This is a genomic window from Methylophilus sp. E2MeOHC9 (genome assembly GCF_058744375.1).
Genome location: NZ_CP196024.1, coordinates 1,026,105 through 1,052,648, shown reverse-complemented (window position 1 = coordinate 1,052,648; position 26,544 = coordinate 1,026,105). Strand labels below are relative to the sequence as shown.

The 26,544-nt window shown below is 50.6% G+C and carries 25 protein-coding genes, 3 tRNA genes and 1 pseudogene; 8 read left to right on the top strand and 21 right to left on the bottom strand.

Annotation, left to right across the window (positions count from 1 at the left end; translation table 11 throughout):
• Nucleotides 1–12: 12 nt before the first annotated feature.
• Both ACSSVF_RS05015 and ACSSVF_RS05010 read right to left on the bottom strand, forming a co-directional pair.
• Complete coding sequence (locus tag ACSSVF_RS05015; RefSeq protein WP_492405861.1) at nt 13–246, bottom strand: hypothetical protein; 234 nt, start codon at nt 244–246, stop codon at nt 13–15.
• Nucleotides 247–561: 315 nt separating this feature from the next.
• Nucleotides 562–750: a hypothetical protein gene (locus ACSSVF_RS05010; RefSeq protein ID WP_492405860.1), complete on the bottom strand. Its 189-nt coding sequence runs from the start codon at nt 748–750 to the stop codon at nt 562–564.
• 47 nt (nt 751–797) lie between these two features.
• On the opposite strand from ACSSVF_RS05010, the gene ACSSVF_RS05005 reads away from it, so the two are divergent.
• Nucleotides 798–1,307: a hypothetical protein gene (locus ACSSVF_RS05005; RefSeq protein WP_492405859.1), complete on the top strand. Its 510-nt coding sequence runs from the start codon at nt 798–800 to the stop codon at nt 1,305–1,307.
• Nucleotides 1,308–1,354: 47 nt separating this feature from the next.
• On the opposite strand, the pseudogene ACSSVF_RS05000 reads toward ACSSVF_RS05005, so the two are convergent.
• The 5 genes and pseudogenes from ACSSVF_RS05000 to ACSSVF_RS04980 form a co-directional block, all read right to left on the bottom strand.
• A pseudogene (locus tag ACSSVF_RS05000) lies at nt 1,355–1,519 on the bottom strand (hypothetical protein); the annotation flags it as partial.
• Between the two features lie 437 nt (nt 1,520–1,956).
• Complete coding sequence (locus ACSSVF_RS04995) at nt 1,957–2,970, bottom strand: GGDEF domain-containing protein (RefSeq protein WP_492405858.1); 1,014 nt, start codon at nt 2,968–2,970, stop codon at nt 1,957–1,959.
• Nucleotides 2,971–3,119: 149 nt separating this feature from the next.
• A tRNA-His gene (locus ACSSVF_RS04990) sits at nt 3,120–3,195 on the bottom strand.
• Nucleotides 3,196–3,212: 17 nt separating this feature from the next.
• Nucleotides 3,213–3,289 (bottom strand) — tRNA-Arg (locus tag ACSSVF_RS04985).
• 37 nt (nt 3,290–3,326) lie between these two features.
• A tRNA-Pro gene (locus tag ACSSVF_RS04980) sits at nt 3,327–3,403 on the bottom strand.
• 82 nt (nt 3,404–3,485) lie between these two features.
• Here ACSSVF_RS04980 and folD point away from each other — a divergent pair.
• Both folD and dksA read left to right on the top strand, forming a co-directional pair.
• Nucleotides 3,486–4,343 carry a bifunctional methylenetetrahydrofolate dehydrogenase/methenyltetrahydrofolate cyclohydrolase FolD gene (gene folD / locus ACSSVF_RS04975; RefSeq protein ID WP_492405857.1) on the top strand — a complete coding sequence of 286 codons (858 nt, stop codon included), beginning with the start codon at nt 3,486–3,488 and terminating at the stop codon, nt 4,341–4,343.
• A gap of 140 nt (nt 4,344–4,483) precedes the next feature.
• Complete coding sequence (gene dksA / locus ACSSVF_RS04970; protein WP_379033123.1) at nt 4,484–4,906, top strand: RNA polymerase-binding protein DksA; 423 nt, start codon at nt 4,484–4,486, stop codon at nt 4,904–4,906.
• Nucleotides 4,907–5,061: 155 nt separating this feature from the next.
• Here the strand turns inward: dksA and ACSSVF_RS04965 are convergent, their stop codons facing one another.
• The 8 genes from ACSSVF_RS04965 to ACSSVF_RS04930 all read right to left on the bottom strand — a co-directional run bounded on the left by ACSSVF_RS04965 (nt 5,062) and on the right by ACSSVF_RS04930 (nt 12,995).
• Nucleotides 5,062–6,183 (bottom strand): deoxyguanosinetriphosphate triphosphohydrolase, encoded by a 1,122-nt coding sequence (locus ACSSVF_RS04965; protein WP_492405856.1) that lies wholly within the window; start codon nt 6,181–6,183, stop codon nt 5,062–5,064.
• A 19-nt stretch (nt 6,184–6,202) separates the two neighbouring features.
• The gene (gene aroB / locus ACSSVF_RS04960) at nt 6,203–7,282 is read right to left on the bottom strand and encodes a 3-dehydroquinate synthase (protein ID WP_492405855.1); all 1,080 of its coding nucleotides are present in this window, start codon (nt 7,280–7,282) and stop codon (nt 6,203–6,205) included.
• Complete coding sequence (locus tag ACSSVF_RS04955; RefSeq protein WP_492405854.1) at nt 7,270–7,812, bottom strand: shikimate kinase; 543 nt, start codon at nt 7,810–7,812, stop codon at nt 7,270–7,272. The genes aroB and ACSSVF_RS04955 overlap by 13 nt, the downstream gene beginning before the upstream one ends.
• Before the next feature lie 81 nt (nt 7,813–7,893).
• Nucleotides 7,894–10,098 (bottom strand): type IV pilus secretin PilQ, encoded by a 2,205-nt coding sequence (locus ACSSVF_RS04950; RefSeq protein WP_492406307.1) that lies wholly within the window; start codon nt 10,096–10,098, stop codon nt 7,894–7,896.
• 50 nt (nt 10,099–10,148) lie between these two features.
• A complete protein-coding gene (locus ACSSVF_RS04945; RefSeq protein ID WP_492405853.1) occupies nt 10,149–10,679 on the bottom strand; it encodes a pilus assembly protein PilP in 531 nt (176 codons plus the stop codon).
• Nucleotides 10,676–11,323, bottom strand: a complete 648-nt coding sequence (locus tag ACSSVF_RS04940; RefSeq protein ID WP_492405852.1) for a type IV pilus inner membrane component PilO — start codon at nt 11,321–11,323, stop codon at nt 10,676–10,678. Before ACSSVF_RS04940 ends, ACSSVF_RS04945 begins: the two co-directional genes overlap by 4 nt.
• Nucleotides 11,324–11,331: 8 nt before the next feature.
• The gene (locus ACSSVF_RS04935) at nt 11,332–11,925 is read right to left on the bottom strand and encodes a PilN domain-containing protein (RefSeq protein ID WP_492405851.1); all 594 of its coding nucleotides are present in this window, start codon (nt 11,923–11,925) and stop codon (nt 11,332–11,334) included.
• The gene (locus ACSSVF_RS04930; RefSeq protein WP_492405850.1) at nt 11,922–12,995 is read right to left on the bottom strand and encodes a pilus assembly protein PilM; all 1,074 of its coding nucleotides are present in this window, start codon (nt 12,993–12,995) and stop codon (nt 11,922–11,924) included. Before ACSSVF_RS04930 ends, ACSSVF_RS04935 begins: the two co-directional genes overlap by 4 nt.
• A gap of 204 nt (nt 12,996–13,199) precedes the next feature.
• Between ACSSVF_RS04930 and ACSSVF_RS04925 the strand changes: the two genes are divergently transcribed.
• Nucleotides 13,200–15,638: a penicillin-binding protein 1A gene (locus ACSSVF_RS04925; RefSeq protein WP_492405849.1), complete on the top strand. Its 2,439-nt coding sequence runs from the start codon at nt 13,200–13,202 to the stop codon at nt 15,636–15,638.
• Between the two features lie 23 nt (nt 15,639–15,661).
• Entirely contained in the window at nt 15,662–16,306 is a 645-nt protein-coding gene (locus ACSSVF_RS04920; RefSeq protein ID WP_492405848.1) for a hypothetical protein, read from the top strand.
• A 44-nt stretch (nt 16,307–16,350) separates the two neighbouring features.
• On the opposite strand, the gene ACSSVF_RS04915 is transcribed toward ACSSVF_RS04920, so the two are convergent.
• From ACSSVF_RS04915 to ACSSVF_RS04890, 6 genes are all read right to left on the bottom strand, one after another.
• Nucleotides 16,351–18,042, bottom strand: a complete 1,692-nt coding sequence (locus ACSSVF_RS04915; RefSeq protein WP_492405847.1) for a TolC family protein — start codon at nt 18,040–18,042, stop codon at nt 16,351–16,353.
• 38 nt (nt 18,043–18,080) lie between these two features.
• On the bottom strand, nt 18,081–19,388 hold the full coding sequence (locus ACSSVF_RS04910; protein ID WP_492405846.1) for an HlyD family secretion protein: 1,308 nt from the start codon (nt 19,386–19,388) through the stop codon (nt 18,081–18,083).
• Nucleotides 19,381–21,054, bottom strand: a complete 1,674-nt coding sequence (locus ACSSVF_RS04905) for a peptidase domain-containing ABC transporter (RefSeq protein WP_492405845.1) — start codon at nt 21,052–21,054, stop codon at nt 19,381–19,383. The genes ACSSVF_RS04910 and ACSSVF_RS04905 overlap by 8 nt, the downstream gene beginning before the upstream one ends.
• Nucleotides 21,055–21,193: 139 nt before the next feature.
• Complete coding sequence (locus tag ACSSVF_RS04900; protein WP_492405844.1) at nt 21,194–22,594, bottom strand: ammonium transporter; 1,401 nt, start codon at nt 22,592–22,594, stop codon at nt 21,194–21,196.
• Nucleotides 22,595–22,609: 15 nt separating this feature from the next.
• Nucleotides 22,610–22,948: a P-II family nitrogen regulator gene (glnK, locus tag ACSSVF_RS04895; RefSeq protein ID WP_018986930.1), complete on the bottom strand. Its 339-nt coding sequence runs from the start codon at nt 22,946–22,948 to the stop codon at nt 22,610–22,612.
• A gap of 74 nt (nt 22,949–23,022) precedes the next feature.
• Nucleotides 23,023–23,979 carry a TorF family putative porin gene (locus ACSSVF_RS04890; protein WP_492405843.1) on the bottom strand — a complete coding sequence of 319 codons (957 nt, stop codon included), beginning with the start codon at nt 23,977–23,979 and terminating at the stop codon, nt 23,023–23,025.
• A 257-nt stretch (nt 23,980–24,236) separates the two neighbouring features.
• Here ACSSVF_RS04890 and ACSSVF_RS04885 point away from each other — a divergent pair, with 257 nt between their 5' ends.
• Genes ACSSVF_RS04885 through ACSSVF_RS04875 form a run of 3 tightly spaced genes read left to right on the top strand, consistent with a single transcriptional unit; the run spans nt 24,237 to nt 26,544 of the window.
• Complete coding sequence (locus ACSSVF_RS04885; RefSeq protein WP_492405842.1) at nt 24,237–24,491, top strand: accessory factor UbiK family protein; 255 nt, start codon at nt 24,237–24,239, stop codon at nt 24,489–24,491.
• A gap of 38 nt (nt 24,492–24,529) precedes the next feature.
• Nucleotides 24,530–26,029 carry a YifB family Mg chelatase-like AAA ATPase gene (locus ACSSVF_RS04880; protein ID WP_492405841.1) on the top strand — a complete coding sequence of 500 codons (1,500 nt, stop codon included), beginning with the start codon at nt 24,530–24,532 and terminating at the stop codon, nt 26,027–26,029.
• An 11-nt stretch (nt 26,030–26,040) separates the two neighbouring features.
• A complete protein-coding gene (locus ACSSVF_RS04875) occupies nt 26,041–26,544 on the top strand; it encodes a DUF1993 domain-containing protein (RefSeq protein ID WP_492405840.1) in 504 nt (167 codons plus the stop codon).

Below are 26,544 nucleotides of genomic sequence, written 5' to 3'. Positions count from 1 at the left end.
TATAGATTCCGTTTAGGGCAGGCGTTGTGCTTGCACCATTTGCTGGATCAGCACTTTGGGTGACAGCATGATCAGCCTGTCATCAAAGACTGCATTCCCGGTTTGCTGCTGGGCTTTGTCGACAAACATCAGGTCACCATCTGCGTTCTCCTGCTCGCCCGCATGTACAGGCGCGCTCATCGCGTGACTCACCCCGCCAGACACGGATTGTATGCCACCCAGCCCGTTTTCGCCATGCGAAAGCACGATGGCCGCAGAACAGGGTGTGGGGCAGTGAGTGAGTGAGTTTTTTTAGTCTAGGTGAACTTTTCATAACCTTAATCAACCTAGTCAAGTTACGTTTTAATTACAGTACACTCATTCAAATCTCGTCAGCGACATCTTAACTTCTATGTACAAAGAAACTTTTATATGGTGCCTTTGGAATAGTTAGATGCCCAAGAGAGGCCCCGAACACAAGTGAAAATTATTGAAATTTATGAATAAACTAATGAGATTTTTAAAAAAAAGCCCCTGATTGAGCCCCAAATAAATGCTTGCTTGTCCACTAAGTTAGCATTTCTAGAACTGACGTTTCCACATTTCATGCTGTTGTTCCTCATAGTGCCGTTCCTGAGTGATTCTTTTATCAAGTTTCAGAATATAGTCTCCTGAAAAAGCCCTTATTCTTGCATCTTCATCTGTAAGCCAGGGCTCTAATTCGAGCCTTTTTTGTTTCAATAAATCTGATCCACCGTAAGTACCACGCATGATCCCTCTGTTTTGAAGTGCAAATTCATATTTCAACATTGTTTGATATGGGAAATACAGATAAAGAAAGTGATCTAATTATCTCAGATATGTCGATTCCGCTTGATCGGTACTATATGTCCAAGGATCAAGGTATAAAAATCCCAAAGCCACAACCGCAAATAGCCCCATTTTTTAAATCTATTCTTACTAAGCTCGAACAGCGCGCTATTCCTAGATGGTCAGAAATTGGATGCATACTGAACTATTTCCCTCCGTATGACCAAGTGAAAATAGTTAAAGCGATTAAAGATCTAGCTTATGTGGTTAATAAGAATTGGCAAATTGAGGGCCACAAAAATATGCTTATATACGTGCCAGCTCAATCATCTGAGCACGCACTTGCAATAGTTTTGTATAAGAATGAAAACCGAGATAGGCGCAATGAATTTATTGAACAAGCAGCTTCTAGCGGAGTGGAGCCGGATCACGTTAAATTGTGTTTAGTTATAGGTATTAATATTGATAAGAATGACTCACCCTATCACACCATTGGTCTGTTTGATAAACCAAGATAGATTACTCACTAAATGGCCTGATGTTAATGATACTGGCTCGGCTCACTTTATATTCCCTTGCAAGATGGCTGACGCTTACTCCCGAGTTTAATTTCTCTGTTATTTTTTCTATCAGATATTGAGGTTTTTGAACGTCTACCTTTGGTTTTACCTGCCAGCCAAGCCTTAGCCTGACCTGCAAGAGTGCGTTCTCTGATTAAATATCTTTCGAAGTCAGCAACAGCTGCAAGAGTTTTAAGCGTGAAAGCGCCAGCTTTGGAAGTAAGGTCTAGGTTTGGCTTTGTCTACACACAAATGCAGTATTCCCATTTTAGATCGCATGATTTACGACATACATGGACTACCTGACAACGTAAGCAGGCACACCAACTAATGAACTTCAAAAGCTCGGGCGGGGGTTGGTTAACTGCTCGATGGTTGAAATATATGCTCATGTGGCACCAGAAGGCCTAGAGGTTGCTGCTTCACAGTTAGACTCAGTTTTGAGTGGTTACAATTTAGTTACGTCAGACTAAAAGAAAAACGGCCCACATTTCTGCGAGCCGTCTTTGTATTTTGGTAGGGTGTGTGGGGATCGAACCCACGACAAACGGATTAAAAGTCCACTTACTTAATTATAAGTTAATAATTCCTGTATTTTCTATACAATTTAGAACAGCTCTACTTCACCTTGAATGGTACTGTCACTGAGCAGGCCATTTGCAATGAGTTCTTCGTAGAAGCAGATCTGGTTACGGCCATGATCTTTGGCATAGTATAAAGCCTCGTCTGCGCGCTCCAATACTGTGTTTGGCAACACATTCAGCGCCATACGCGAACAGCCCACACTCATGGAAACATGCCCGACCTGTGGAAAGACATACGCATTTAAAGTGTCTTTAAATCGTTCCAGCAACACCGTAATATCGTTTTCATCGGCGCAAGAAAAAACACCGACAAACTCCTCGCCACCAAAGCGAAACAGCAAATCGCCTTCGCGAAAGGTTTGCTGCATCAGCCGGGAAAGCAGTAACAATACTTCGTCACCAATCAGGTGGCCGTAAGTATCATTAATTTTCTTGAAAAAATCGATATCAAAAATCGCCAGGAAGTGATGCAGGGGAAACTTGAATTCCGGCTTGTAATCATTGAGCAGGATTTTGCTGACGCAATGATCAAATGTTTTGCGATTGAGCAGGCCGGTTAAAGCATCACGCTCATTCTCGATAATCAGGCTGGCATAATGATGAAACATATCTAGGCACTGTTTGATCAAGCCAATGGATACGTCATCCAGGGTTTCATGCTGAATCAGCAGAATGGCATGCTTGTGCGCAATACTTTGCTGTAAAGGGAAAATATGCAGCTTGCCGCTACTTGTTTCCAGGCATTCATATTGATGGGAGCCTTTATCCATGTGATCCAGCAATAAGGCGTAATTTTCCGGCATCCAGCCATCAAATGCCGCATGGGTGCTTTCACCACCTTCTAAGGTATTGATGACCGACACCAGTTGCCGCCTGGATAACACCTGCATTCTGATTGGCTGCGGTTGGGCCGCGAAGATATTTAACCAGTGTTGCATCAGCGAAAGCAAGGCTGGATCCAGCGCAAGACTCTCCCTGACCTTGGTGAGGTCAGTAAGCGCCTGCATAAATTCGCCGAGATTTAATTGAGTAGTCATGTGTTCAGCATAAGGATTTTTGAACACTTTACCAGAGGCAAGCTTGTGAACTACTGGCGAAGAGAGCCAGTATTTTTAATCAGTCTTTTAAATTTAGCTAAATATTAAATCTAATGTTAGATTTAGGAAAATCTGCAGGGGGGGGTAAATGGGGTGGCTGATGGGGCTCGAACCCACGACAACAGGAATCACAATCCTGGACTCTACCAACTGAGCTACAGCCACCATAGAGACTTTTACATTGGCCTGCCCGACAGGAATCGAACCTGTAACCCCCAACTTAGAAGGTTGGTGCTCTATCCAGTTGAGCTACGAGCAGATAGGTGTTACATGACGATTGGGCAACCAAGAGAAACTGGTCGGCGTGGAGAGATTCGAACTCCCGACATCCTGCTCCCAAAGCAGGCGCGCTACCAGACTACGCTACACGCCGAAAGCAGGAATATAACCGATTTTCCGAAATCGTGTCAATCCTGATGTGATAAAATTCTATTTTTAACGATGATTTTTTGCTCATGAGCGCACACATTATTGATGGTAAGCAAATTGCCAATCAACTGTTAGACGATATTAAAAATAACATTGATCAACGCCTGCAATCCGGCAAACGCGCACCCTGCCTGGCAGTGGTGTTGGTGGGTGACGACCCGGCTTCTGCCATTTATGTACGCAACAAACAGATCGCCTGCGAGAAAGTGGGCATTGTTTCCCAAGCGCATAGATTGCCATCCAGCATTTCACAAGTTGAGTTATTCAGCCTGATTGAAACCCTGAATCAAGACCCAAATACGGATGGCATTTTAGTACAGTCGCCCCTGCCGCATCATATTGATGAATCAGCCATTCTGGCATTGATAGACCCGGCCAAAGATGTGGATGGCTTTCACCCATACAACATTGGTTTACTGGCTGTGCGCCAACCGCAATTACGCTCTTGTACGCCTTATGGCGTCATAAAAATGCTGCAAGCCAGTGGCATTAACCTGAAGGGGCTGGATGCGGTAGTGGTCGGCGTTTCCAATCACGTGGGCCGTCCCATGGGGCTGGAATTATTGCTGGCTGGCTGTACGGTGACCAGTTGCCATCGCCATACCAAGGATTTGGCAGCGCATGTATTGCGCTCAGATATCGTGGTAGCGGCAGCAGGCAAGCCTGGTTTGATCAAAGGCGAATGGATTAAACCAGGCGCGATTGTGGTGGATATCGGCATCAACCGCCTGCCGGATGGCAAACTGGCGGGCGATGTTGAGTTCGAGGTGGCGAAGTCACGTGCCGCTTATATCACACCGGTACCCGGTGGCGTCGGACCGATGACGGTGGCAACCCTGATGGAAAATACGCTGAAGGCGCTGGAACTCAGAGAACAGGCCTAACTGGCAAAGGCGCCCTTTGACAAAGATACTTTGCAAGCCCATAAAATCGGTGTAAACTCGCGCGATTATTGATTAACGTAATGCAGTAAAAAGCGCCGTAAAGGCAGTAATATCAAGTAGTTTCGTCCTTTGGAACCATCATGGCAGACACCGTTAACAAATCTTTTGTCCCTTACCAGCCAGCGGCCGGTGAGGAGTACATGAACAAAAAACAGCAGGATCATTTCAAGAAAATCCTCAATAACTGGAAAGCTGAACTCAGTCACGATATTGACCGTACGGTGCACACCATGCAGGACGAAGTGACTAGCTTTGCGGATCCAAACGACCGCGCCAGCCAAGAGTCAGATATGGCTTTAGAGTTGCGCAACCGTGACCGCGAACGTAAGTTGATCAAGAAAATTGATGAGACATTGCGCAATATTGATGCTGGCGACTACGGCTACTGCGAAGGTTGCGGCATTGAAATTGGCCTGAAACGCCTGGAAGCACGCCCAACAGCCACCCTTTGTATTGATTGCAAAACGCTGGATGAAATGCGTGAAAGACAAGTCGCTAAATAGCTGACTGCCGTAAAAAAGGCGAGTGCGCAAAACTGCCACTCGCTTTTTTAATACCTGCTTTATTCCCACACACCACCAACCACAAACCTGGCAGTATCGCCCAGCCAGCTTGGATATCAGCGCCCATGCAGATATCACCACGAACAATCCCTGCTTTACCAGCTTTCCTCAACAGAAAAAAGCCGCTTATGCTCACGAATCGCATAACGATCTGTCATGCCCGCAATATAGTCAGCGACTGCACGCGCCTGATCCTGTTTGGCTGCGAGCTGATGCTCATCCGGCATTAATTTGGGCGATTGCATGAAGGCTGCAAACAACTCCTCAATAATCCGCCTAGCTTTGGCGCTCATGCGATTGACTTTGTAGTGCTGGTATAAATGCTTGTGCAAGAATTGCTTCAGTTCATGGTTTTTATCAGCAATTTGCTTGCTAAAGCCGACCAGATACGGCGCTTTACGTACATCTTCTATCGCTGCTGGATTGAGGCTTGCGATGGCCTGCTGGCTCTGCTCACACAAATCCACCACCAGCACATTAATCATGCGCCGGATGGTTTCATGGATCAGCCGCTTCTCTTCAATCTCACCATACAGGTGTTTTACTTCGGCCATATTTTCGGCAAACAACTGGATACCAGATAGCTGTTGAATAGTGATCAGGCCAGAACGCAAACCATCATCCACATCGTGGTTATTGTAGGCAATTTCATCGGCAAAGTTAGTCACCTGGGCTTCCAGGCTAGGGGATTCTTTACGTAAGAAGCGCTCACCGACATCACCCAATTGTTCGGCATTTTTACGCGAACAATGTTTGAGGATACCTTCGCGCACTTCAAACGTGAGGTTTAATCCGTCAAAGCTGGCGTAACGGTTTTCCAGTAGGTCGACCACTCTTAAAGACTGTAAGTTATGCTCGAATCCGCCAAAATCGCGCATGCAATGATTAAGCGCATCCTGCCCGGCATGCCCAAATGGCGTATGGCCAAGATCATGCGCCAGTGCAATCGCTTCGGCCAGGTCCTCATGCAAACCTAGCGTACGCGCTATCCCGCGCGTCAGCTGTGCGACCTCGATACTGTGTGTCAGGCGGGTGCGGAACAAATCGCCTTCGTGGTTCACGAACACCTGGGTTTTATATTCCAGGCGGCGGAAAGCAGTGGAGTGGATAATGCGGTCGCGGTCACGCTGAAACACGTTGCGCGTGGGCGACTCTTGCTCAATGACCTTTCGACCACGCGTTTGTTCGGGATGCGCGGCAAAGCTGGCTAAGGTCACTGTTGATCTCTATTTTCTGTTAAGCGGCCAGCGAGAGCGTCTGCTGTAGTTTATCGGCATCATAATCAGCGGTGATCACAGCCTTGCCTATCGCCTGCTGCAAGATCAGGCGTATGCGGCCATCGGATACTTTTTTATCCAGCTGCATCAACCGCAAATACTCTTCAGCGCCGAAGTCCGGCGCCTCAATCGGCAATTTGGCCGCTTGCAAAATCGCCTTGATGCGCTGCACTTCGGCGGCATTCAGCCAGCCCATGCGTTGGGATAAATCCGCCGCCATCACAGTGCCGGTCGCAACCGCTTCACCATGCAGCCATACGCCGTAACCCATGGCGTTCTCAATCGCATGACCAAAGGTATGGCCCAAGTTCAGCAAAGCACGTTCGCCCTGCTCATGCTCGTCAACTGCCACTACTTCGGCCTTGTTCTGACAGGAGCGATATATCGCATAGCTGGTCACGGCAGTTTCTAGCGCCATCAGTGCAGACATGTTGATTTCCAGCCAGTCAAAAAAATCGGCATCGCGTATCAAGCCATATTTGATGACTTCCGCCACGCCTGCCGATAACTCACGCTGCGGCAAGGTTTTCAGGGTATCAATATCAGCCAATACCAGTTTAGGCTGGTAAAACGCGCCTATCATGTTCTTACCTAATGGATGGTTAATCCCGGTTTTACCACCCACGCTGGAATCCACTTGCGACAACAATGTCGTTGGCACCTGGATAAATGGCACACCACGCAGATAGGTCGCCGCCGCGTAGCCGGTCAGGTCGCCGATCACCCCGCCACCAAGTGCAATCAGCGTTGTGTTACGTTCACAGCGATTCTGCAGTAAATGATCATAAATCGTTTGCAGTGTTTCGCTGTTTTTGTAAGCCTCGCCATCTGGCAGAATGATCTCAATGACACTGATGCCCGCGTCACGCAGAGGCTGGGCAAGTGCTTGCATATATAAAGGAGCAACGGTGGTGTTGCTTACAATCGCCACCTGCTTGCGTTTCAGGTGTGGCAGAATCAGCTCGGCCTGATTCAGCAGGCCATTGCCGATATGAATAGGGTAGCTACGGTCAGCTAGGCTAACAGTCAAGGTTTGCATGAGGACTCCAGCGCGTGCAATGCGGTTTCTATTTTTTGAATGATGACAGCCACCGGTTGATGTCCGGTATCCACGATTAAATCGGCTGTTTCGGTATACAAGGGGTTGCGGGCATGAAACAGCTGTTCCAGCTTGGCTTTGACATCGACATTTTGCAGCAAGGGGCGATTTTTATCATTGCGGGTGCGCAGATATAGCTCATTCACATTTGCCCGCAGATACACCACATAGCCATATTGTTTCAGGATAGCGCGATTCTCTGGCGCGATAATGGCGCCGCCGCCGGTGGCCAGCACGATATTGTCCTGCTGCCCAAACTCTTCAAGGGTAGACGTTTCGCGCTTGCGAAAACCGGCCTCCCCCTCCAGCTCGAAGATGGTAGGGATTTTAACGCCGGTGCGCTGCTCGATCACATGATCGGTGTCATAGAAGGTTTTTCCCAGGCTTTTGGCGATCAATTTGCCTACCGTGGTTTTGCCTGCGCCCATTAAACCGATTAAAAAGATATTGTTTGGTATACGCTCACCCATAAAAAAAGCCCAACCGATCCAGTTGGGCATTTTAAGGCAAAGCTAGTCCGCTGTCAGTAACAGCGGGCTAGCAACCGGGAATTAGTTCAGGGCCAGCGTCTCATCCATGACTTTAGGGGTGATAAAAATCAGCAACTCGGTTTTGTCTTCCTGCTTGGTATTACGCTTGAACGCATAGCCGACGACAGGCAAGTCACCAAAGAAAGGCACTTTGTCAGTACTCTTACGTGATACTTGCTCATAAATGCCACCCAGGACAACCGTTTCACCATTGCCGACCAACACTTGTGTTTGCACGTTTTGCGTATTGATAGCGACGCCGCCAGGCAATACTTCACCCCTGCTGTCTTTACGCACATCCAGATCCATGATGATCTTCTGATCAGGCGTGATCTGTGGTGTGACTTCCAGGCTTAATTCAGCCTTCTTAAAGCTGACCGCTGTTGCGCCGCTGCTGGTCGCCGTTTGGTAAGGGATCTCTACACCTTGTGCAATGCGTGCTTTTTGCTGGTTGGCAGTGGTCACACGCGGGCTGGAAATCACTTTACCGCGAGAATCCGCTTCCAGGGCCGACAACTCCAGGTTTAACAACAAGTTAGCGGACAACTTGAGCAGGCTCAGGGCGATCCCGCCATAGGCATTGGTCACTGGCAAGTTGGACATCAGGTCAGGTTGACCATTGGAACTCAGCAGATAGCCATTTGGGTCCACACGCCCGTTATCAAAACCAGTCACTGTTTGCACAGTACCACCTTGCGTGCCCTGGGTGTAGGTACCATTACCGGTTGGCGTTGTTGGTGCAGTATAAGCGGTGGCTCTATTACCGATGTTGCCACCAATCGCCACGGCAGAGTTACTGCCAGGCGTACCCGTTTGCTGAATACCGAAACGCGCACCCAGCGCTTTGGAGAAGGTATTGGAAGCGATCACCATGCGCGATTCAATCATCACCTGCTTCACCGGCACATCCACTTTATTAATGATGGTTTGGATCTCTTCCAGTTTTTTGGTCGTGTCTTGCACAAAAATGGTATTGGTACGTGCATCGAAAGTCACGCTGCCACGTTGCGACAGGATACGATTCAAACGTCCTGCTGAAGAGCCTGTGGATGATGAAGCACTCGGCGCTGCAGCCCCACCGGCACCACCACCCAGCAACATATTCCTGAAATCAGCGGCTTTTTGATACTTTAAGGAAAACACTTCTGTGCGTAACGTTTCCAGCGTTTCACGCTCTGCGTCAGCTGTTAATTGTGCTTTCTCTTTGGCCGCAAACTCTTCCGCCGGGGCGATGGAAATCACGCTGCCGTTCACCCGCATATCCAGGCCTTTGCTTTGCATGATGACGTCCAAAGCCTGATCCCATGGCACATCTTTCAGGCCTATGGTGACACTGCCAGAAACAGAGTCGCTGACGACGATATTTTTACCTGTGAAGTCAGCAATCACTTTCAGTACATCCCTGACATCGACACGCTGGAAATTAAGCGATAGCTTTTCACCAGCATAGCCCTGCTTGGAGCCCTGGATTAACTTGTTCTGATCTTTCACCAATGGCCGTATATCCACCACCAGCTTGCGGTCTGCCTGATAAGCCGATTGTTCCCAGTCGCCCTGCGGCTCAATCACGATTTGCGCCTGGTTGTTGTGTCGCATGGCGTCGACATACAGTACCGGCGTGTTGAAATTGGTGACATTCAGGCGGCGTTGCAAGGATTCTGGCAACTCTGTGTTAGTGAAATCGATGACCACTGTTTTACCGGCATTACGCACATTCACGCCCACATGACTGTCAGACAGGTCGACCAGGATGCGGCCTTCGCCATTTTTGCCACGCACAAAATCAATATTCTGGATGCGATGATTGGCAACTGCGGCTGGTTCCGAGAATCTTTTTGCAGCAGCGGTGGCGGGTACCAGCTCGCCGCCTTCCTGCGCAAGCGCGATCAGCAAGTTATTTTGCTGTAACTGCAACTGGTGTTGCACCGGTTTTGATAAATTCAGTACGATGCGGCTACGATCATTCGCTTGCGCGACTTGCACGGATTTCAACGCACCTTGATTGATAGCCACCACATTTTTACCCGTTGCATTACTGGTGCGAGGGATATCAAACACCACTCTTGGCGGATTCGACAAGGTGAAGCTGGCCGGGGCTGCGGACAAAGGCCGTGCCATTTGCAACTGTACGTTCAGGCGGCCTCCCGGCAGCGTCGTCACTTCAACCGCCTGCAATTGATTATTAGCCGCGGGCATGTCTGCCGCCATCACTGGTTGCGTTGTCATCCCAACGAAAAATAATGCTAGCGGTGTAGCAAAAGATATAAGTGTTTTCATCATTGATGTTCCTGCAATTCCAATGTCGTCATTTGCTCGGTCCATTCACCAGTTACCGTATCCTGAATGGTCTCTTTAACTTTTAATTCATACTTCAACGTCTGTCTGTTTTCAGCCAGCGCGGTGATCAGCCCCAGCTTCTCGCCTACATAATTGCCTGGCTTGACCTGGTAAACCATGTTATCCGGCGTTTGTATGGTGGCAAATATTTTGCTCGCCTTGCTCATCACGCCGACAAACTTCAGGCTTTCCAGCGGATAAGCTTCCAGCGGTTCTTTATGGCGCTTGAGGTCGGGCTGGAAAGTGTTATGCACCGTCGCCTTGCGTGGCACAAACGGGTCATGCAGCGTGCCATCCGCGTTATATTGCTTGGGCGAAAACCCCTGCACTTGCGGCAATGGCTCAATCGGCGCAACCGGGGTATGCTCGGCTTCGTTCATAAACTGCGTCAGATCATCCTCTTTTGGCGCGTCGCATGCCGCCAGAAGCAGGGTCAGACTGATGATTAACAGGGATTGAATGCGCATCATTTTTTACCTGCCTTGGCGTCTTCTTGTGCCTTGCGTGCGGCGACTTCTTCCGCGTCCAGGTAGCGGTAGGTTTTTGCCACCGCTTCCATGACCAGAATATCTCTGTGTGGCTGCTTGTCATCTTTGGCCATCGGCTGCACTTGCAAGTTGTGCAAGGTGACAATCCGCGACAATTTGGCCACTTCGGTCACAAAGGCACCCAGTTCGTGATAACGCCCCAACACCTTGATATTGATAGGCTTTTCGGCATAAAACTCGGCAAACACTTCCGGCTGCGGCACAAAAGCCTCAAACGATAATCCCTGGCTCAAACCGGCCTGGTTCACATCAGTCAGCAAGCCATCCATCTCTGATTTATCCGGCAATTGCTTGAGCAACACGCCAAAGGTACGCTGGATCTCCTGCACTTGCTGCTCATAGGCTGGCACTTTCAGCGCCTGGATCTTTTTGGCGAGGTATTCATCGCGCAATCCTTGCTCTTTTTCTTTTTCGGCGTGCAACTCCTTCAGATTAGGGTTGAGCAGAAACATATACCCGAGCACCAGCACCACAGCAGCCAATATGGTCAGCAGCACCACTTTCATGGGCACTGGCAGGTTGCCGGCGTTTTTTAAATCAATATTGTTAAAATCCGAAAGTTGCATGACGCGCATTATCCTTGTGGTGCCGCAGGCTTTTGCTTGGCCTGGCTATCATCCGCTTGCTCTTGCTTGAGCGTAATCTTGACTACAAACTCATATTGCTTGATGTCTTGCTGATTAGTGCTGGCCTTGATTTCCACCAGGTTGGGGCTATGGATGATGGCCGAGCCGCTCAGGTTATGCACCAGTGAAGCCACCCTGGCATTAGTATCGGCGATGCCTTTCAGTTCTATCTCATTTTCGATCTGCTTGATACTTTTCAGCGATACGCCTTCCGGCAACAGCCTGGCCAGTTCATCCAGAATCTGCACTGCCTGGTTCCTGTCACTTTGCAAGCCTTCCACAATCTGCTTGCGCTCAAGCACGTGCTTGATCTGCTCTTTAAGCGTCACAATCACGGCGATTTCTTTATCCAGGCGCCCCATTTCGTCCTGCAGGCGCTGGTTACGCTCTTGCTGGGTACGTATCTGCGCACCCACATAACTCCAGCTGACAAACAGGATGGCTGCGGCGGCAGTAGCGACCAGCGATGCCATCAGGCCAAACTCACGCTGCCGTTCGGCACGGCGGATCTGTCGGTGCGGTAGCAGGTTGACTTTAATCATGCGTCTACCCCTCGCAATGCCAGGCCACAGGCAATCATCAGCGCAGGTGCGTCAGTCTCCAGTTGTGACGGTTTCACTTTATTCACCAGCGTCATGCCGTGAAACGGATTAGCCACCAGTGTGTGTATCTCGGTTTTTTGCTGGATCAGTGCAGCCAGGCCTTCAGTCGCGGCCACGCCACCTGCCAATAGCAAATGGTCTACTTTGTTGTATTGGGTCGAGTTAGTGAAGAAAGACACGGCACGCGCCGCTTCACCTGCCAGCGTCTGCAAAAACGGCTGCAATACTTCCTGGTCATAAGAATCAGGCAAGCCACCCTGGCGTTTGGCAATCTCGCTTTCTTCAGGAGAAAGCCCAAACCGGCGCTGGATCTCCTGTGACAGCATGGCGCCGCCAAATGCCTGCTCTCGCGAATACACCGAATGCAAACCGACCATCACGCTGATATGGGTCACATGGGCACCGATATCGAGAATCATGGTCACGGTTTTTTTGGTATGCGCGGGTAATTGCTTAAAAATCTGGCTGTAAGCGGTTTCTGTGGCGTAGGCATCTACATCCATGATGCTGACTTTCAAGCCAGCCTCTTCAGCCACGGCGACACGGTCATCAATCTTTTCTTTTTTGGCTGCGGCAATCAGCACTTCCACTTCATCTGTGCTTTTACCTATCGGCCCCAGCACCTGGAAATCCAGATTCATTTCTTCCAGCGGAAACGGAATGTACTGATTCGCCTCGGCTTCGACCTGCAACTCGAGGTCTTCATCGCTTAAACCGGCAGGCATGATGACGCGTTTTGAAATGACAGCAGATGCAGGCAACGCCATGACCACTTGCCGCGCACGCGAGCCCAGTAATCGCCAGGCAGAACGTATCGTGTCTGCCACCTGCGTTAAATCATTGATATTGCCGTCGCTGATCACACCTTTAGGCAGGGCAACGCTGGCGTAACCATCCAGTCGGAACTGGTGCTTGCCAATCGCCGATAGCTCCACCATCTTGATGGCGGTCGCGCTGACATCCACACCGATAAAACTGGTTTTTTTCCGTTGTAAAAAGCCCAGACTCAACTGAATTGCCCTTTGCTAGTATTAAATTCTTAAAGGGGCATGCATCAAACGTGCCAACCCATCAATTTTTTATGCATTAATGTAAATTGTGTAAATTATGTTATTGCTCATAGATATAGACGAGCCCTGACAATTTGCATGATTCCATAATTAACTGCCGATGAATCAGCAAAAAAAGATTACAATTCAGGGGTAATTCTCACGATGGCAACACTAGGCATGAATTCAAAACGCTGGTTACAGTCTTTTCTTTTTATCTCCATCATCGGCAGTTTGATCGTCGCGGCACTACTGGTATTGATGATAAGCATCCTTTACCCTTCACTGCCGTCGCTGGAAGCCCTGACCGATTACCACCCGAAACTTCCCTTGCGCATTTACGATGCTGAAAGCAACCTCATCGGTGAGTTTGGCCAGGAAAGACGCGCGTTTGTACCGATTGAACAGACGCCCAAGGTGATGAAAGACGCCATCCTGGCGATCGAAGACCGGCGCTTTTACCAGCACAACGGCATTGATACTACTGGCATTCTGCGGGCGATCCGCAACAACATGACCGGGCGCGGCCACGAAGGCGCCAGCACCATCACCATGCAAGTGGCGAAGAACTTTTTCAGCAGCCCGACCACGCCACGCAACATGTGGACCAAAATCAAGGAAGCGCTGCTGGCGATTAAGATTGAAAACGCCATCAGCAAAGATAAAATCCTCGAACTCTACCTGAACCAGATTTACCTGGGCGAGCGTGCCTATGGGTTTGCCGCGGCCTCGAAAACCTATTTTGATAAAGACCTTCGCCAACTCAACCTGGCTGAAGCTGCCCTGCTAGCCGGCCTGCCGAAGGCGCCTAGCAAATACGACCCTTATATACACCCGGACTTTGCCATCAGGCGCCAGCATGAAGTACTGCGCGACATGCGCCGCTACAACATGATTTCACAAAATGAATTTGAGACCGCCATGCAGGCACCGCTCAAGTTCCAGTCTTCAAAACGCATGGTGCAGGCATTGGGCGCAGAATATGTGTCTGAAATTGTCCGTACCAGCTTGTACAAACGTTATGGTGAAAAAGTCTATAGCAGCGGATTCAAGGTTTACACCACCATCCACAAACAGCACCAGGAAGCCGCCAATGCAGCCGTGATACAGGGCATCATCAACTTTGAGCTGCGCCATGGGTTCCGCGGTCCGGAAAAAGTCATTCCATTGCCATCGGGCAAAATGCGAGCTTCGGAAGCCAGGGAATTACTGCGTGATTTTGTCACTTACAACCAGTTTGTGCCCGCCTTGGTCACCAAGGTCGAACCCAACCTGCTCACTTTGGTCACTCAGCGTGGCACCGTGCTCAAGTTGCAGGATAAAGCCCTGTTGCTGGTGAAAAACCATATGCCACCCGCCAAACGCACACCGACCACACTGGTCGCAGGTGCCGTGATTCGCGTCTACCAGCAAAACGATCACTGGATGGTGGTGCAATTGCCAGAAGTAGAAAGCGGTTTTATTGCGCTCAACCCGGAAACCGGTCAGGTCAATGCATTGATAGGCGGCTTCAGTTTCCTGCGTAATAAATACAACCACGTGACCCAAGGCCGTCGCCAGCCTGGTTCCAGTTTCAAACCGTTTATTTACTCTGCAGCGCTGGAAAAAGGTTACTCGCCGGCCAGCGTATTTGAAGATGCGCCTATCAGCTTTGCCTCTACCGAAACCGGCAGCAACAGCAACTGGGAGCCACGCAACTATGATGAGAAATACGCCGGACCCATGCGTTTGCGTGAAGCATTGGCACAATCGAAGAATACGATTTCCATCCGCCTGATGAATGCCATCGGTGCGCGCTATGCGCAAAATTACCTGCGTAAATTCGGCTTTAATCCTAAAGACCACCCACCCTATTTATCAACTGCGTTGGGCGCAGGTTCTACCACCTCCTGGCAATTGGCGGCAGCGTATGCGACCTTTGCCAACAGCGGATACCAGGTACACCCTTACCTGATAGAAAAAATCACAGACAGCCGTGACAAAGTGGTGATGGCAGTGCAACCAGGCAAGCATATCTCGCAAGAGCGGGTCATAGACCAGCGTAATGCCTTCATTATCACCACCATGCTGCAAGACGTGGTGCGTGACGGAACGGCACGTGCCGCCCTGTCGCTGCGTCGCCCGGATATCGCTGGTAAAACCGGCACCACCAATGACCAGTTTGATGCCTGGTTCGCCGGCTACCACCCGAAAGAAGTCGCAGTGGCCTGGGTCGGTTATGACAACCCGCACAACCTGGGGCGTGGCGAAACCGGTGGCCGTGCCGCCTTGCCGATCTGGATCAAATACATGCAGGACACACTCAAAGGGGTGCCGATTTATCAGTACAAAGTGCCTGAGGGCATCCTGCAGCTAAAAGTGGACACTTACACTGGCGCGCAGGTGGGCGAAGATGACCAGGGCATTTTTGAGTACTTCTATGAAGAACACTTGCCGCAATCGAAACCTGAAAACCTGCCAGGATTGTTTGACCCGGAAAGCGATCAAGCGCCGGAGCAAGATGAACCTTCCTTCCTCGAGCGCTTGATCGGTGAACATTCCGGCGGCGATGAGGACAGAAAAGCGCCGGTCAACCCTGCTGCAAAACTATTGAGCCCTAACTAGAGATTGATTGTTAAAAAGCGCGTATGTTTGACGACTTTCCAAATGACCTGCGCCAGGAAATAGCGCAATCGGCAGCCAGGCTGATGTTTGAAGAAGGCATCAGCGACTACGCGCGCGCCAAGCGCAAGGCGGTGAAGGTACTGGGGATACAGCAGGATGCGCCATTGCCAACCAATGCCGAAATCGATATGGCTTTGCGCGAATATCATGCCTTGTATGCCGACGAAGCCGACGCTGCCCATTTGCTGGATCTGCGCCAGGCAGCGTTGCTGACCATGCAGCTATTACAAAAATTCAATCCGCACCTGACTGGCTCGGTCTTGGACGGCACCGCCGGGCCTTATGCCGATACGGATATCCACGTCTTCGCCGAAAGCGCCAAAGAACTGGAGATATACCTGCTCAATCAGAATATCCCCTATCACGGCGATGAGCAGCAATACCGCATGTCAGACCGTCCGGGCAAGCAGAAACATGAATTGGTGCGCAAACGCGTGCCGGTAGTGTTGGTGGAAACGAGATTCGGTACGCAACGTATCAGTATTTTTGAGGCGGATGATATTCGATCGGCGCCACGTAAAAATGGCGAGAAGTCCGGCATACAGCGTATGAATTTATCGCAATTTAGCGAATTGGTGCGCGCGAAGCCATCAGCAGACCCGGCATAATCAAATCTCCCGTCGGCAAATCCATTAGCTTACTTTAAAAAACACTACTGCAAACTGATCTGGCCGTGACCTAATACTGTCCCAGTCGCAAAAGCCACATCGACCAGCGAGATCTGGTAATCACTGATAGCACGTATCTCCTTGAGTTGCGCTTCGCCAAGGCGGGTCAGGGTTTCCAGTACTTCAGTCATGGTGCGCAATCCTTCATTAAACTGCTTGAGTTCGGCTTCGTAGTTGATGCCAGCGACCAATACCTGCTGCCGCGCCGCAATGATACGCTGCCAGTTCTGGTCTATTTTATCCAGCGCATCATGAATCTCGCGTTTCACGGTCAGCGTTTGCAATGTTTTTGTGGTCAGGCGTTGCATGCGCTGCGCAACTGCCCGGTCCAGCTTGGCTTTGCGTGCCTCGTTGCTGACCGGCATCTCGAACTTCAGTCCCAGCGACCAGTCGCGGTAGCGGCCATCAAACAAATCCTGGCCGATATCGCTGAAGCGCTCGCCAGAGCCTGATAATGCGCCATATTGATAATCCAGTGAAAACATCGGCAATGTCTGGTTCTGTAAATAGTCAATCTGGATCAGGTCAGCACTTAATTTCAGCTCCTGGTCCAGCAGTTCAATGCGGCTATCGAGCGCGTCACGGATCAGGTGCGCACGGTCAAACTCGAACCTGACCAGGTTAGGCGGGGTCGCAGGTACCCAGGGCGATTGCTTTTCCTGGTCATCCGGCAAGTCATTCAACAAAAACTGTAATTGCCTGTGCGCGAGTTTGAGGTTGGTTTCAGCGATAATCAGCGCTTCCATGCGATCAGCGACACCGATCTCGGCGCGATTGATCTCTACAGCAGCGGTGAGGCCTTCCTGTACCCGGCGTTTGACCATGGACATATTCTGGCTGGCATATTCAAACTGATTTTTCCTCACATCCAGCGCCGCCCAGGCTTCGTATAACTCCCAGTAGGCTTTATCCACCATGGCCACAATACGGATAGTTTGCAAACGGGTGCGCAACTGTACGCCGTCCCGATCCAGCTCGGCTATACGGATGCTGGCTTCATTCACATCACGCCCGGCATTGCGCAATAAGGGCTGGCTGAATGAAAAGCGCAGGGCACTGCGGTATTGGTCACTGGCGAATTTGCCCAGGCTTTGCCGGTTTTCCAGCGGAGCACTTAAGGTCACCGTACCACCGGTACGCAACGGCACCTTGATGCCGGCTTCAACATCCCAGTATTGTTTTTTCTGCGCATCAGTGTTCAACTTTGCCAATTCGCCATCCAGCAGCGGATTATCAGATTTGATAATCACTTTATCGCCCGACATGGCTGGCGTATCTTTTTCGGCGTACTTGGCATAAGCAAAAATCACCTGGTCAAACTTGGCTTGCTCTTCGCGCAATGACTGCCTGGCCAGTTCCGGGTCCATACGCGCGACTCTCACCTGCAAATTGTTTTGCAATGCACGCTGGCGGATATCGGTGATCGTCACCTGCTGACCTTGTGCTTCGGGCAGCATGCTATCGTCTTCGGGATTATCAAACGGCTGCAGCGCGCGCTTGAGATCAACTGCGACTGACGGCTTGCGTTGCTGCTGTTTGATCGCGTCGTGCAATGGCTGTGCCGGCTGCTGGCTGTAGTTTTGCAGGGCGCGGCCTTCCGGTTTTTCCAATCGCTGCCGGGTGCGCGTATCACTGACTTCTTCAGCGCACGCCATATTGCCCAGGCAGATCAGCATGTATAAGCTGGCACACTGCCATAGGCCGTTTATCCGCCTCATGCTGGTTTGCTCGCGCCAGTGTTCAACGGTGACAGCTCGTGTGGAATACGCGGTGGGAACCCGTTCAGCAAGCGCCATATCTCGTAACCTATGGTCACGCGCTCCAGCAATACCCAGCCTTTGGCGCTGATGCCCTGCCGCAGGAATCGCGGTGAAGGCCATTCTGGCGAACCGGGTTTGTGTATGACCATGATACGGAAATGCCCACTGCCATTATCAGTCGGGTCCACAAAAGAAATCTCGCCTTCAAATGTGCCTACCCCGACTTGTGCCCAGCCTGGCACCTGGATGGCCGGCCAGCCCTCGAATTCCAGCCGTACCACACTGCGCTGGGTGATGAGCGGCGCGTCACGGCCATCGACCCATAACTCGACAGCGCGTTGCGTGGTGTGCGGCACGATCACCAGCAAAGGGTCTCCCTGCTTGATGATTTGCGATTGCGAGTTCACCGGCAGGCGGAAAATAGTACCGTCACGTGGCGCAACGATTTTTTGCATGTTTTGCCGCGCCAAGGATATTTCGGAGCTATGCAGGCTGTTTTCACTATCAGCCATTTCGCCCTTGATCTTATTGATGGTCGCCGAAGTAGAATCCAGATAAGCCTGTGTATCCGAGCGGATCTGCTGGATATCGGCCCCGGCAGAACTGTTTTCCGCCTTGGCGGATTGCCATTGCGCCTGCGCAGCACTTAGGTTACGGCTGGCGATAATATGGTCGCGCTCGGCTACTTCCAGGTCACGTTTGGAAACCAGGCCATCACCAAACAAACGTTGCAGACGTGCCACCTGCAAGCTGGCTGCATCCAGGGTTGCCTGGGCGGAGTTCACAGCTTCCTGGCTGCTGCGTATCTTCTGGTTGGCCACATCGAGCTTATATTGGGCAGCCGAAATTTTGGCGTCCCTGGCTGCGGTCAGGCTTTGCTTTTGTAGCTCATAGGCACTTAATTCATCCTGTTTGGCGGTGAATTTGCTTTGCAGGTTATCGCGCTGCGCTTCCAGCCGTTGCTTGAAGTTAGGATCGGTATCGCTGATTTCCAGCAGCAGATCACCTTCTTTCACCTGCGTGCCTTCTTGTACATGCCAGCGATTGATCAAGCCACTCACTGGTGCATCAATAGTTTGCACACGCTCTGAAGGCGAATAGGCAGTGACTTTGCCCAAGGCGGTCACATTTTGCTGCCAGGGTAAAAACATGAAAATGGTCGGCAACACCAGCAGTAGCCAGGCCATACGCTTGATCCATATCCGCAGCCGGTCCGGAGTTTCAACGCCACGCATCAGGCTTGTTTGCACTTTATTATGCATGTTCAGCCCCTGACTTACCGTTTGTGCTATCCAGCGTGATCACCTGCTGGAACTGTTGTGCAATATGCTTGAAGCGCGTGGTCACAATCAACATCCAGTTTGCTTCGTAGCGCTTGAGCACGGTCAACACCTGCTCCAGTTCATGCTGGGCCAGGCCATCGAGTAACCCATCGACAATCATCAAATCCGGTGCCCCTATGATGGCTCGTGCCAGCATCAGGCGTTGCAGCTGGGTGTAAGACATGGGCGCACCGTAATCCGTCAGTTCGGTTTCGATGCCGCGTTCCAGTTTGCTGATGTCCTCCCACAAGCCCAACGCTTGCAAGACATCGATAATCACATCTATCTCAATGCCGTTTCTGGTCAGTCGCAGATTCTCCAGAATCGTGCCTTGTTGCCACTCTACCTTGTTCGCCACACCGATGCGATCGCGCAGGTGGTTTAAATTCAGTTGCCGCAAATCTATACCGTTATAGGTCAAATGCCCTTGCTCCGGCTGCCGCAAACCGGCAATCAGCTCCAGGAGCGTGCTTTTACCTGTGCCCAGGGCGCCGAGTATGGCCAGGCTTTGCCCGCGCTGTACGCTAAAGTTGAGCTTGTTGACCAAGGCGGTTTGATGATGATGGTTAAAGCTCAGGTCTATGGCCTGCAACTGGTGATAGCCCTCGCCATTCGATTGATGCTGGCCTGAAGCCTCCACCGGCAATGTTTCCAGTACGCCTAACTTATCCACCGCGGCCAGCAGGTCGTAAAAATACTCCAGCTTGGTGATAAAGCGCACGAAAGCCGACAACACGCCAAAAATAATCAGCTCTGCGGCGACAAATTGCCCGAGGTTGATCTGCCCCTTGATCACCAGCGTACCGCCCAACACCAGCATGCCAGTGCCTATCACCGCATACATACTGACCGCGCTGATAAGTTGCGTCATTAATACTTTAAAGTGATCACTCCTGGCGCTCAGATAATACTGTGCCAGGTGCTCTGTCTTATCCAGCGTGCGTTGCTTGGCACCATAGAATTTAGATAGCCATTTGTTCCTGGCGATATTTTCCAGCCAGGCCGCCATCGTGTATTTGGCCTTGGATTCATGTAGAGCCGTTTGCTCAGCCTGCTTGCCCAGCCAGAAAATGACTGCCCACAGCACCACCAGCATGATGATGACCAGGATGCCGAAATACAGGCTGTAAAACAGCAGCACAATGCTGCCTATCAGGCCTTGTAGCAAAGCCGTCAGGCCAATGGTCAGCAGTGTCGCAACCGATTTCTGTACAGTCTGGATATCGAAATAGCGATTCACCAGTTCTACCGGGTTGTTTTTGTCATACACCGAGATATGGATCTGCTGGGTGTTCTGGGCGATCAGCAAACTGCTGCGTATAAAAATCCGGCGCTGGATCAGTTCCACCAGGAAACTTTCAATCGCATAGATCGCCCCGGAAAGCGCCAGCAGGCAAAAGAGGATAAAGCCGACGACGTAAAGAGGTTGCAGCACGCCACCCATGGTGACGAGATTGACCATGGTTTGCACGGCAACAGGCGTTGCGATGCCCAACAGGCCGTAGCCCATGGTAAGGTAAACCAATAGCAGGATGTCCTGCTTTTCAAAACTGATTAGTTGGGAAACTCGTTGAAGAGGCGTTAAATCCGACTGTGCATTTGCCATAATGAAGTTATTGTAATTCAGGCCCAGTGCGTTGGTAACCCTGCACTGGATTTAGTTCAAAAAAAACGGCTCTGAAAGAGCCGTTTTTCCCAGCAGATCTGTGGTCACAGACTGCTAATCATTTTGAGAGTGCTATCCATTACAAGCTATAGGCACGTTCGCCATGCTCTGTCGTATCCAGGCCTTCGCGCTCGTACTCTTCGCTGACACGCAGACCAACCACGACATCGACAATTTTGTACAGGATCACGCTCACAACACCGGTCCAGATCAGCGTTACAACCACCGCGATAATCTGCGTAGTTACTTGGCCACCCATGGTCACGCCTTCAGCGTAGCCCACACCGCCCAAGCCAGGCGCCATCAGCACGCCAGTACCTACCGCACCCCAGATACCAGCCAGGCCATGCACGCCGAACACATCCAGAGAATCGTCGTAACCCAGTGCACCTTTCAGTTTGGTCACGCCCCACAAGCTGACGAAGCTGGCAGTGAAACCGAGGATGATAGAACCCATAGGGCCGATGAAACCACATGCCGGCGTAATCGCTACCAGGCCAGCAACCGCACCTGAAGCCGCACCCAACATGCTAGGCTTGCCTCTGAACAACCATTCAGCAAGGATCCAGCCCAATACCGCAGCAGCCGTTGCCAATTGTGTATTCACCAGCACCATACCAGCAGTAGCATCTGCAGCCAATTCGCTACCTACGTTGAAACCGAACCAACCCACCCACAGTAATGAAGCACCGATCATCGTCATCACAAGGTTATGCGGAGGCATGGCTTCTTTACCGTAACCGATACGTTTGCCCAACATCAATGCACCTACCAATGCCGCTACACCAGCGTTGATGTGCACCACAGTACCACCAGCAAAGTCTTTGGCACCCAGTTCAGCCAGGTAACCACCACCCCACACCATGTGCGCGATCGGGATATAAGCGAATGTCACCCATAAAGCGGTAAACAGCAGCACTGCAGAGAACTTGATACGCTCTGCAAAACCACCAACGATCAGGCCAGGCGTTAACGCAGCAAAAATCATCTGGAAGGTCAGGAACACGTATTCAGGAATCGTGCCCGTCAGGCTGTCAGTAGTGATGCCAGACAGGAACGCCTTGCTTAAGCCACCGACAATCATATTGCCTTCAGTAAATGTCAGGCTGTAGCCATAAGCCGCCCACAACACAGAGATCAGCGAGAACACCACGAAAACCTGCATCAATACTGAAAGCATATTTTTCTGGCGTACCAGGCCGCCGTAGAAAAGCGCCAAACCAGGAATCGTCATCAGGATCACCAGCACCGTCGCGATGATCATGAATGCGGTATTGCCTACATCCAGTGTCGCAGGTGCTTCAGCGGCTTCAGCGGGCGCAGCTTCTGCTGCTGGCGCTTCCGCGGCAGGTGCAGCATCAGGCGTGACTGTTTCCGTCACTGTCACAGTCTCTGTCACAGTTTCTTCAGCGTATGCGACAGGCGTTGCTGCCAAACCCATCAGGGCGACCAGCGATAATACAGAAAGAATTTTCTTCATAACTGAAGCCCTCTCCTATAACGCATCCGGACCGGTTTCACCGGTGCGGATACGATAAACTTGTTCCAAATCGAAGACAAATACTTTGCCATCGCCAATCTTGCCTGTCGCCGCTGCTTTTTCGATGGCATCCACCACCTGATCTAGCATGTCGTCTTTGATGGCGACTTCGAGTTTTACCTTTGGTAAAAAGTCTACGACGTATTCAGCGCCACGATACAACTCGGTATGCCCCTTTTGGCGTCCAAACCCCTTAACTTCAGTGACAGTGATGCCTTGTACCCCAATATTGGACAAAGCTTCACGCACTTCATCAAGCTTGAATGGCTTGATTATTGCGGACACAAATTTCATTTGCTTCTCCTGTTGTTAACTCTGGCAGGCACCGTGCCTGCCAGATGTGTTTACAGCAATCGTGTTGACTGTACTTAGAACGTACGAGTCAGGGTCAATACCAAACGACCTTCGTTCAAGTCTTTACTTTGTGCACGCACACTGTCGCCTTTACCGTTAAAGCTTGTGCCGCCGTAACCGTTTTCGCCCCAGTACTGCTTGTTGCTGGCACCTACGTAGTAGATACCACCGTTCCAACCTTCAGAAGCACCGATCTTGAACGCTTTGCTCAAACCGATTTTGTAGTCAGTGTAATCAGGGCTGGAAGCACCTGACCAGCTTGTACTTGGCAGGTTTGTGCCGCCATCGCTTGAGAATGTTGTATCCAGTTTACCATTCACATTCAATTGGCCCACGTGACCAACCAATGTCAGATCCCACCATGGCAATGGATAGTTCGCATTCACTTCAAAATAGGTACTGCCTTTAGTGCTGCCATCCCAGCCGGTAGCACGTTCAGCGCCAAACCAGTCAGTCAATGTCACAGAAAGCTTGGCACTCACCCAACCATAAGCCAGGCCAAAGTTAACTTCAGCGGTATCCCAGCGGCCGCCACGTGGCGTCAATACTGTATTTGCACCATCTGGTCCAACAGAAGCAGAACCTCTGTATTTTTTCCATGAACCACCTGGATACAAGTAACCGATCAAGCCGACACTGTAACCTAAACCTTCAATGCCAGGTACGGCACCATTATAACCACCGTAAACATCTACTTCAGCCGTAGCATCAGGAAATGTGTTTGGCGTGACGTTAGAACCCCAGGCACCGACGTAAAAGCCGCTGTCATGCGTAATATCCAGGCCACCTTGCACAGAAGGTTTGTGCCAGTTTTGTGAAATACCGCGCGCGTAGTAATCAGACACGAAGCCAATGTTGGCTGTCGCTGCCCAAGGAGATTTCGCTTCCTCTTTTGCTTCTTCAGCTGCATAAGAAACTTGTGCCAATGACAAGGTGCCTAACACTGCTGTAATCAAAATAGATTGACGCATTTATGAGTCCTCTCTCTATAAAAGTCTTGATCGAATTGTTGTAAACGATAATGAAACAACATTGACGACTAAGCAAAGCATGTGCCAATATATATAATCGTTTATAATCAATATCTTATGGAATTTAATATAAATTAATAATAAAAATACTTTTATAAGTAATTGATTTTTATTGATTTATATAAATAAACAGCGCTATAAACCTATATCCCCAACCGCTTTGCATGTTAAAATTCGAGAAAAAGGAGCACTCAATCATGCTATTTTCAAACGAGAGAATTAAAGAATTATCTTTTAAAATCAAACAATTAATTGATTCAAGCCCAATTTCAGAGCTTGAATCAAATATTCATGCACTAATTCAGGGCGTGCTCACCAAAATGGAACTTGTTTCGCGTGAGGAATTTGATATTCAATCGGCTTTACTAGCCCGCACCCAGCAACAATTGCGTGCGCTGGAAGAAAAAATCACTGCGTTGGAACAGGCTCACACAACAGAAAGTAAAAATTAATTTACAATTGTTAGCATTCCGTTAAGCAGGGGTGCAGCATGAGTCTGGCAGTTTTGTATAGCCGCGCGTTAAGCGGTATGGAAGCACCGGAAGTAGTTGTAGAAGTACATTTAGCAAATGGCTTGCCTAGCTTTACCATTGTCGGATTGCCTGAAACCGAGGTCAAAGAGAGCAAGGACCGCGTTCGCGCCGCGATTCAGACTGCGCAATTCGAGTTCCCGGCCAGACGGATCACCGTCAACCTCGCACCTGCGGATTTACCCAAAGAAGGGGGTCGCTATGATTTACCCATCGCCCTTGGCATTCTGGCCGCCTCTGGCCAACTTCCTAAAAAGCATCTGGCCAATTATGTGATTGCCGGCGAACTGGCCCTCACGGGTGGACTGCGTCCTATACGCGGCGCACTGGCGATGACTTATCAGCTCCGTCAGGATACCGAAAATATGCGGGCGGCAATTCTGCCCCAAGAGAGTGCATACGAAGCCAGCCTGGTTGAAGGTTCAACGATTTATGCCGCTGACAGCCTGCTGGCAGTGTGCGCACATTTATCGGAGAAACAGGTTTTACCGCAGCAGCCGGCCATGACGCATAGTGAGCCGCCAGTGCTGTCGGATTACCGTGAAGTGAAAGGGCAATTGCGCGCCAAGCGTGCGCTGGAGCTAGCCGCCGCCGGGCAACACAGCGTGCTGATGAGCGGTCCACCAGGCACAGGGAAAAGCATGCTGGCGCATCGGTTTATGAGCATCTTGCCCGCCATGACGACACAGAAAGCGCTAGAAAGCGCAGCGATTTTGTCGCTCAATAGCCAGTTTCCCGCAGCTAGCTGGAAACAGCGCTCGTTTCGCTCGCCGCACCACACAGCGTCAGCCGTGGCACTGGTGGGCGGTGGCAGCGTGCCACGCCCGGGTGAAATCAGCCTTGCGCATCATGGTGTGCTATTTCTTGATGAATTGCCTGAGTTTGACAGAAAAGTATTGGAAGTCCTGCGTGAGCCGCTGGAAAGCGGCATGATCACCATTTCCCGCGCGGCCAGGCAAGCGACTTTCCCGGCACAATTCCAGCTGCTTGCGGCCATGAACCCCTGCCCATGCGGCTATTACGGCCACTATAACCAGCGCTGTCGCTGTACGCCGGAGCAGATTGCGCGTTACAAAAACAAGCTTTCCGGCCCGTTGCTGGATCGCATTGATATGAATATTGAAGTACCTGCGCTCAAACCGGAAGAGTTAAGCCATAGCCAGGTTGGCGAAGCCAGTGCCACTATCCGCGAGCGTGTGATGATGGCCAGGCAGCGGCAGATGCAGCGCCAGAACAAACCGAATGCCGCACTGGGACCGCTAGAAATTGAAGCACACTGCCAGCTGGATGACAAAAGCAATGCGCTGCTACAGGCGGCCATGAAAAAATTCTCGCTCTCTGCGCGCAGCTATCACCGCATCCTGAAACTGGCACGGACGATTGCAGATTTAGCGGGGAGCCAAACGATTAATGATGCGCATATCGCGGAGGCGTTACAATATCGTCGTTATGAATATTGAGAGTGTCAGCCATGCATTTATATGATGTCAGTATCGCGCCACTGGTGCGCAACCTTCACAACCTGAAACATATCCTGCAACAAGGCGAACTATATGCCGAGCAGAAAAAAGTCGAGCCAGCGGCGATACTCAATAGCCGGCTGTCTATCGATATGTATCCATTGACCCGCCAGGTACAACTAGTGAGCGACATGAGCAAAGGTGCTGGTGCCAGGCTGGCCGGGCTGGAGATCCCGCAATATGCAGATGATGAAACCAGTTTTGAGATGCTGTATGCGCGTATAGCCAAGACCCTGGATTTTTTATCACAGATCCAGCCCGCGCAATTAGAAGGCGCTGAGCACAAAGAAGTGGTGCTCACCATACGCAAAGCCGACTTGACGTTTAGCGGCATTGATTACCTGGAAAAATGGGTAATGCCAAATGTCTACTTTCACAGCACCACCGCGTACAACATCCTGCGCCACATTGGCGTGCCTTTAGGCAAAACCGATTACCTGGGGCAAAAGCGCTAA

Coding starts and splice junctions, on each gene's coding strand:
- ACSSVF_RS05010 (WP_492405860.1), bottom strand. CDS start 750: ATGCGTGGTACTTACGGTGGATCAGATTTATTGAAACAAAAAAGGCTC.
- ACSSVF_RS05005 (WP_492405859.1), top strand. CDS start 798: ATGGGAAATACAGATAAAGAAAGTGATCTAATTATCTCAGATATGTCG.
- ACSSVF_RS04995 (WP_492405858.1), bottom strand. CDS start 2,970: ATGACTACTCAATTAAATCTCGGCGAATTTATGCAGGCGCTTACTGAC.
- folD (WP_492405857.1), top strand. CDS start 3,486: ATGAGCGCACACATTATTGATGGTAAGCAAATTGCCAATCAACTGTTA.
- dksA (WP_379033123.1), top strand. CDS start 4,484: ATGGCAGACACCGTTAACAAATCTTTTGTCCCTTACCAGCCAGCGGCC.
- aroB (WP_492405855.1), bottom strand. CDS start 7,282: ATGCAAACCTTGACTGTTAGCCTAGCTGACCGTAGCTACCCTATTCAT.
- ACSSVF_RS04955 (WP_492405854.1), bottom strand. CDS start 7,812: ATGGGTGAGCGTATACCAAACAATATCTTTTTAATCGGTTTAATGGGC.
- ACSSVF_RS04950 (WP_492406307.1), bottom strand. CDS start 10,098: ATGACAACGCAACCAGTGATGGCGGCAGACATGCCCGCGGCTAATAAT.
- ACSSVF_RS04945 (WP_492405853.1), bottom strand. CDS start 10,679: ATGATGCGCATTCAATCCCTGTTAATCATCAGTCTGACCCTGCTTCTG.
- ACSSVF_RS04940 (WP_492405852.1), bottom strand. CDS start 11,323: ATGCAACTTTCGGATTTTAACAATATTGATTTAAAAAACGCCGGCAAC.
- ACSSVF_RS04935 (WP_492405851.1), bottom strand. CDS start 11,925: ATGATTAAAGTCAACCTGCTACCGCACCGACAGATCCGCCGTGCCGAA.
- ACSSVF_RS04925 (WP_492405849.1), top strand. CDS start 13,200: ATGGCAACACTAGGCATGAATTCAAAACGCTGGTTACAGTCTTTTCTT.
- ACSSVF_RS04920 (WP_492405848.1), top strand. CDS start 15,662: ATGTTTGACGACTTTCCAAATGACCTGCGCCAGGAAATAGCGCAATCG.
- ACSSVF_RS04915 (WP_492405847.1), bottom strand. CDS start 18,042: ATGCTGATCTGCCTGGGCAATATGGCGTGCGCTGAAGAAGTCAGTGAT.
- ACSSVF_RS04910 (WP_492405846.1), bottom strand. CDS start 19,388: ATGCATAATAAAGTGCAAACAAGCCTGATGCGTGGCGTTGAAACTCCG.
- ACSSVF_RS04905 (WP_492405845.1), bottom strand. CDS start 21,054: ATGGCAAATGCACAGTCGGATTTAACGCCTCTTCAACGAGTTTCCCAA.
- ACSSVF_RS04900 (WP_492405844.1), bottom strand. CDS start 22,594: ATGAAGAAAATTCTTTCTGTATTATCGCTGGTCGCCCTGATGGGTTTG.
- glnK (WP_018986930.1), bottom strand. CDS start 22,948: ATGAAATTTGTGTCCGCAATAATCAAGCCATTCAAGCTTGATGAAGTG.
- ACSSVF_RS04890 (WP_492405843.1), bottom strand. CDS start 23,979: ATGCGTCAATCTATTTTGATTACAGCAGTGTTAGGCACCTTGTCATTG.
- ACSSVF_RS04885 (WP_492405842.1), top strand. CDS start 24,237: ATGCTATTTTCAAACGAGAGAATTAAAGAATTATCTTTTAAAATCAAA.
- ACSSVF_RS04880 (WP_492405841.1), top strand. CDS start 24,530: ATGAGTCTGGCAGTTTTGTATAGCCGCGCGTTAAGCGGTATGGAAGCA.
- ACSSVF_RS04875 (WP_492405840.1), top strand. CDS start 26,041: ATGCATTTATATGATGTCAGTATCGCGCCACTGGTGCGCAACCTTCAC.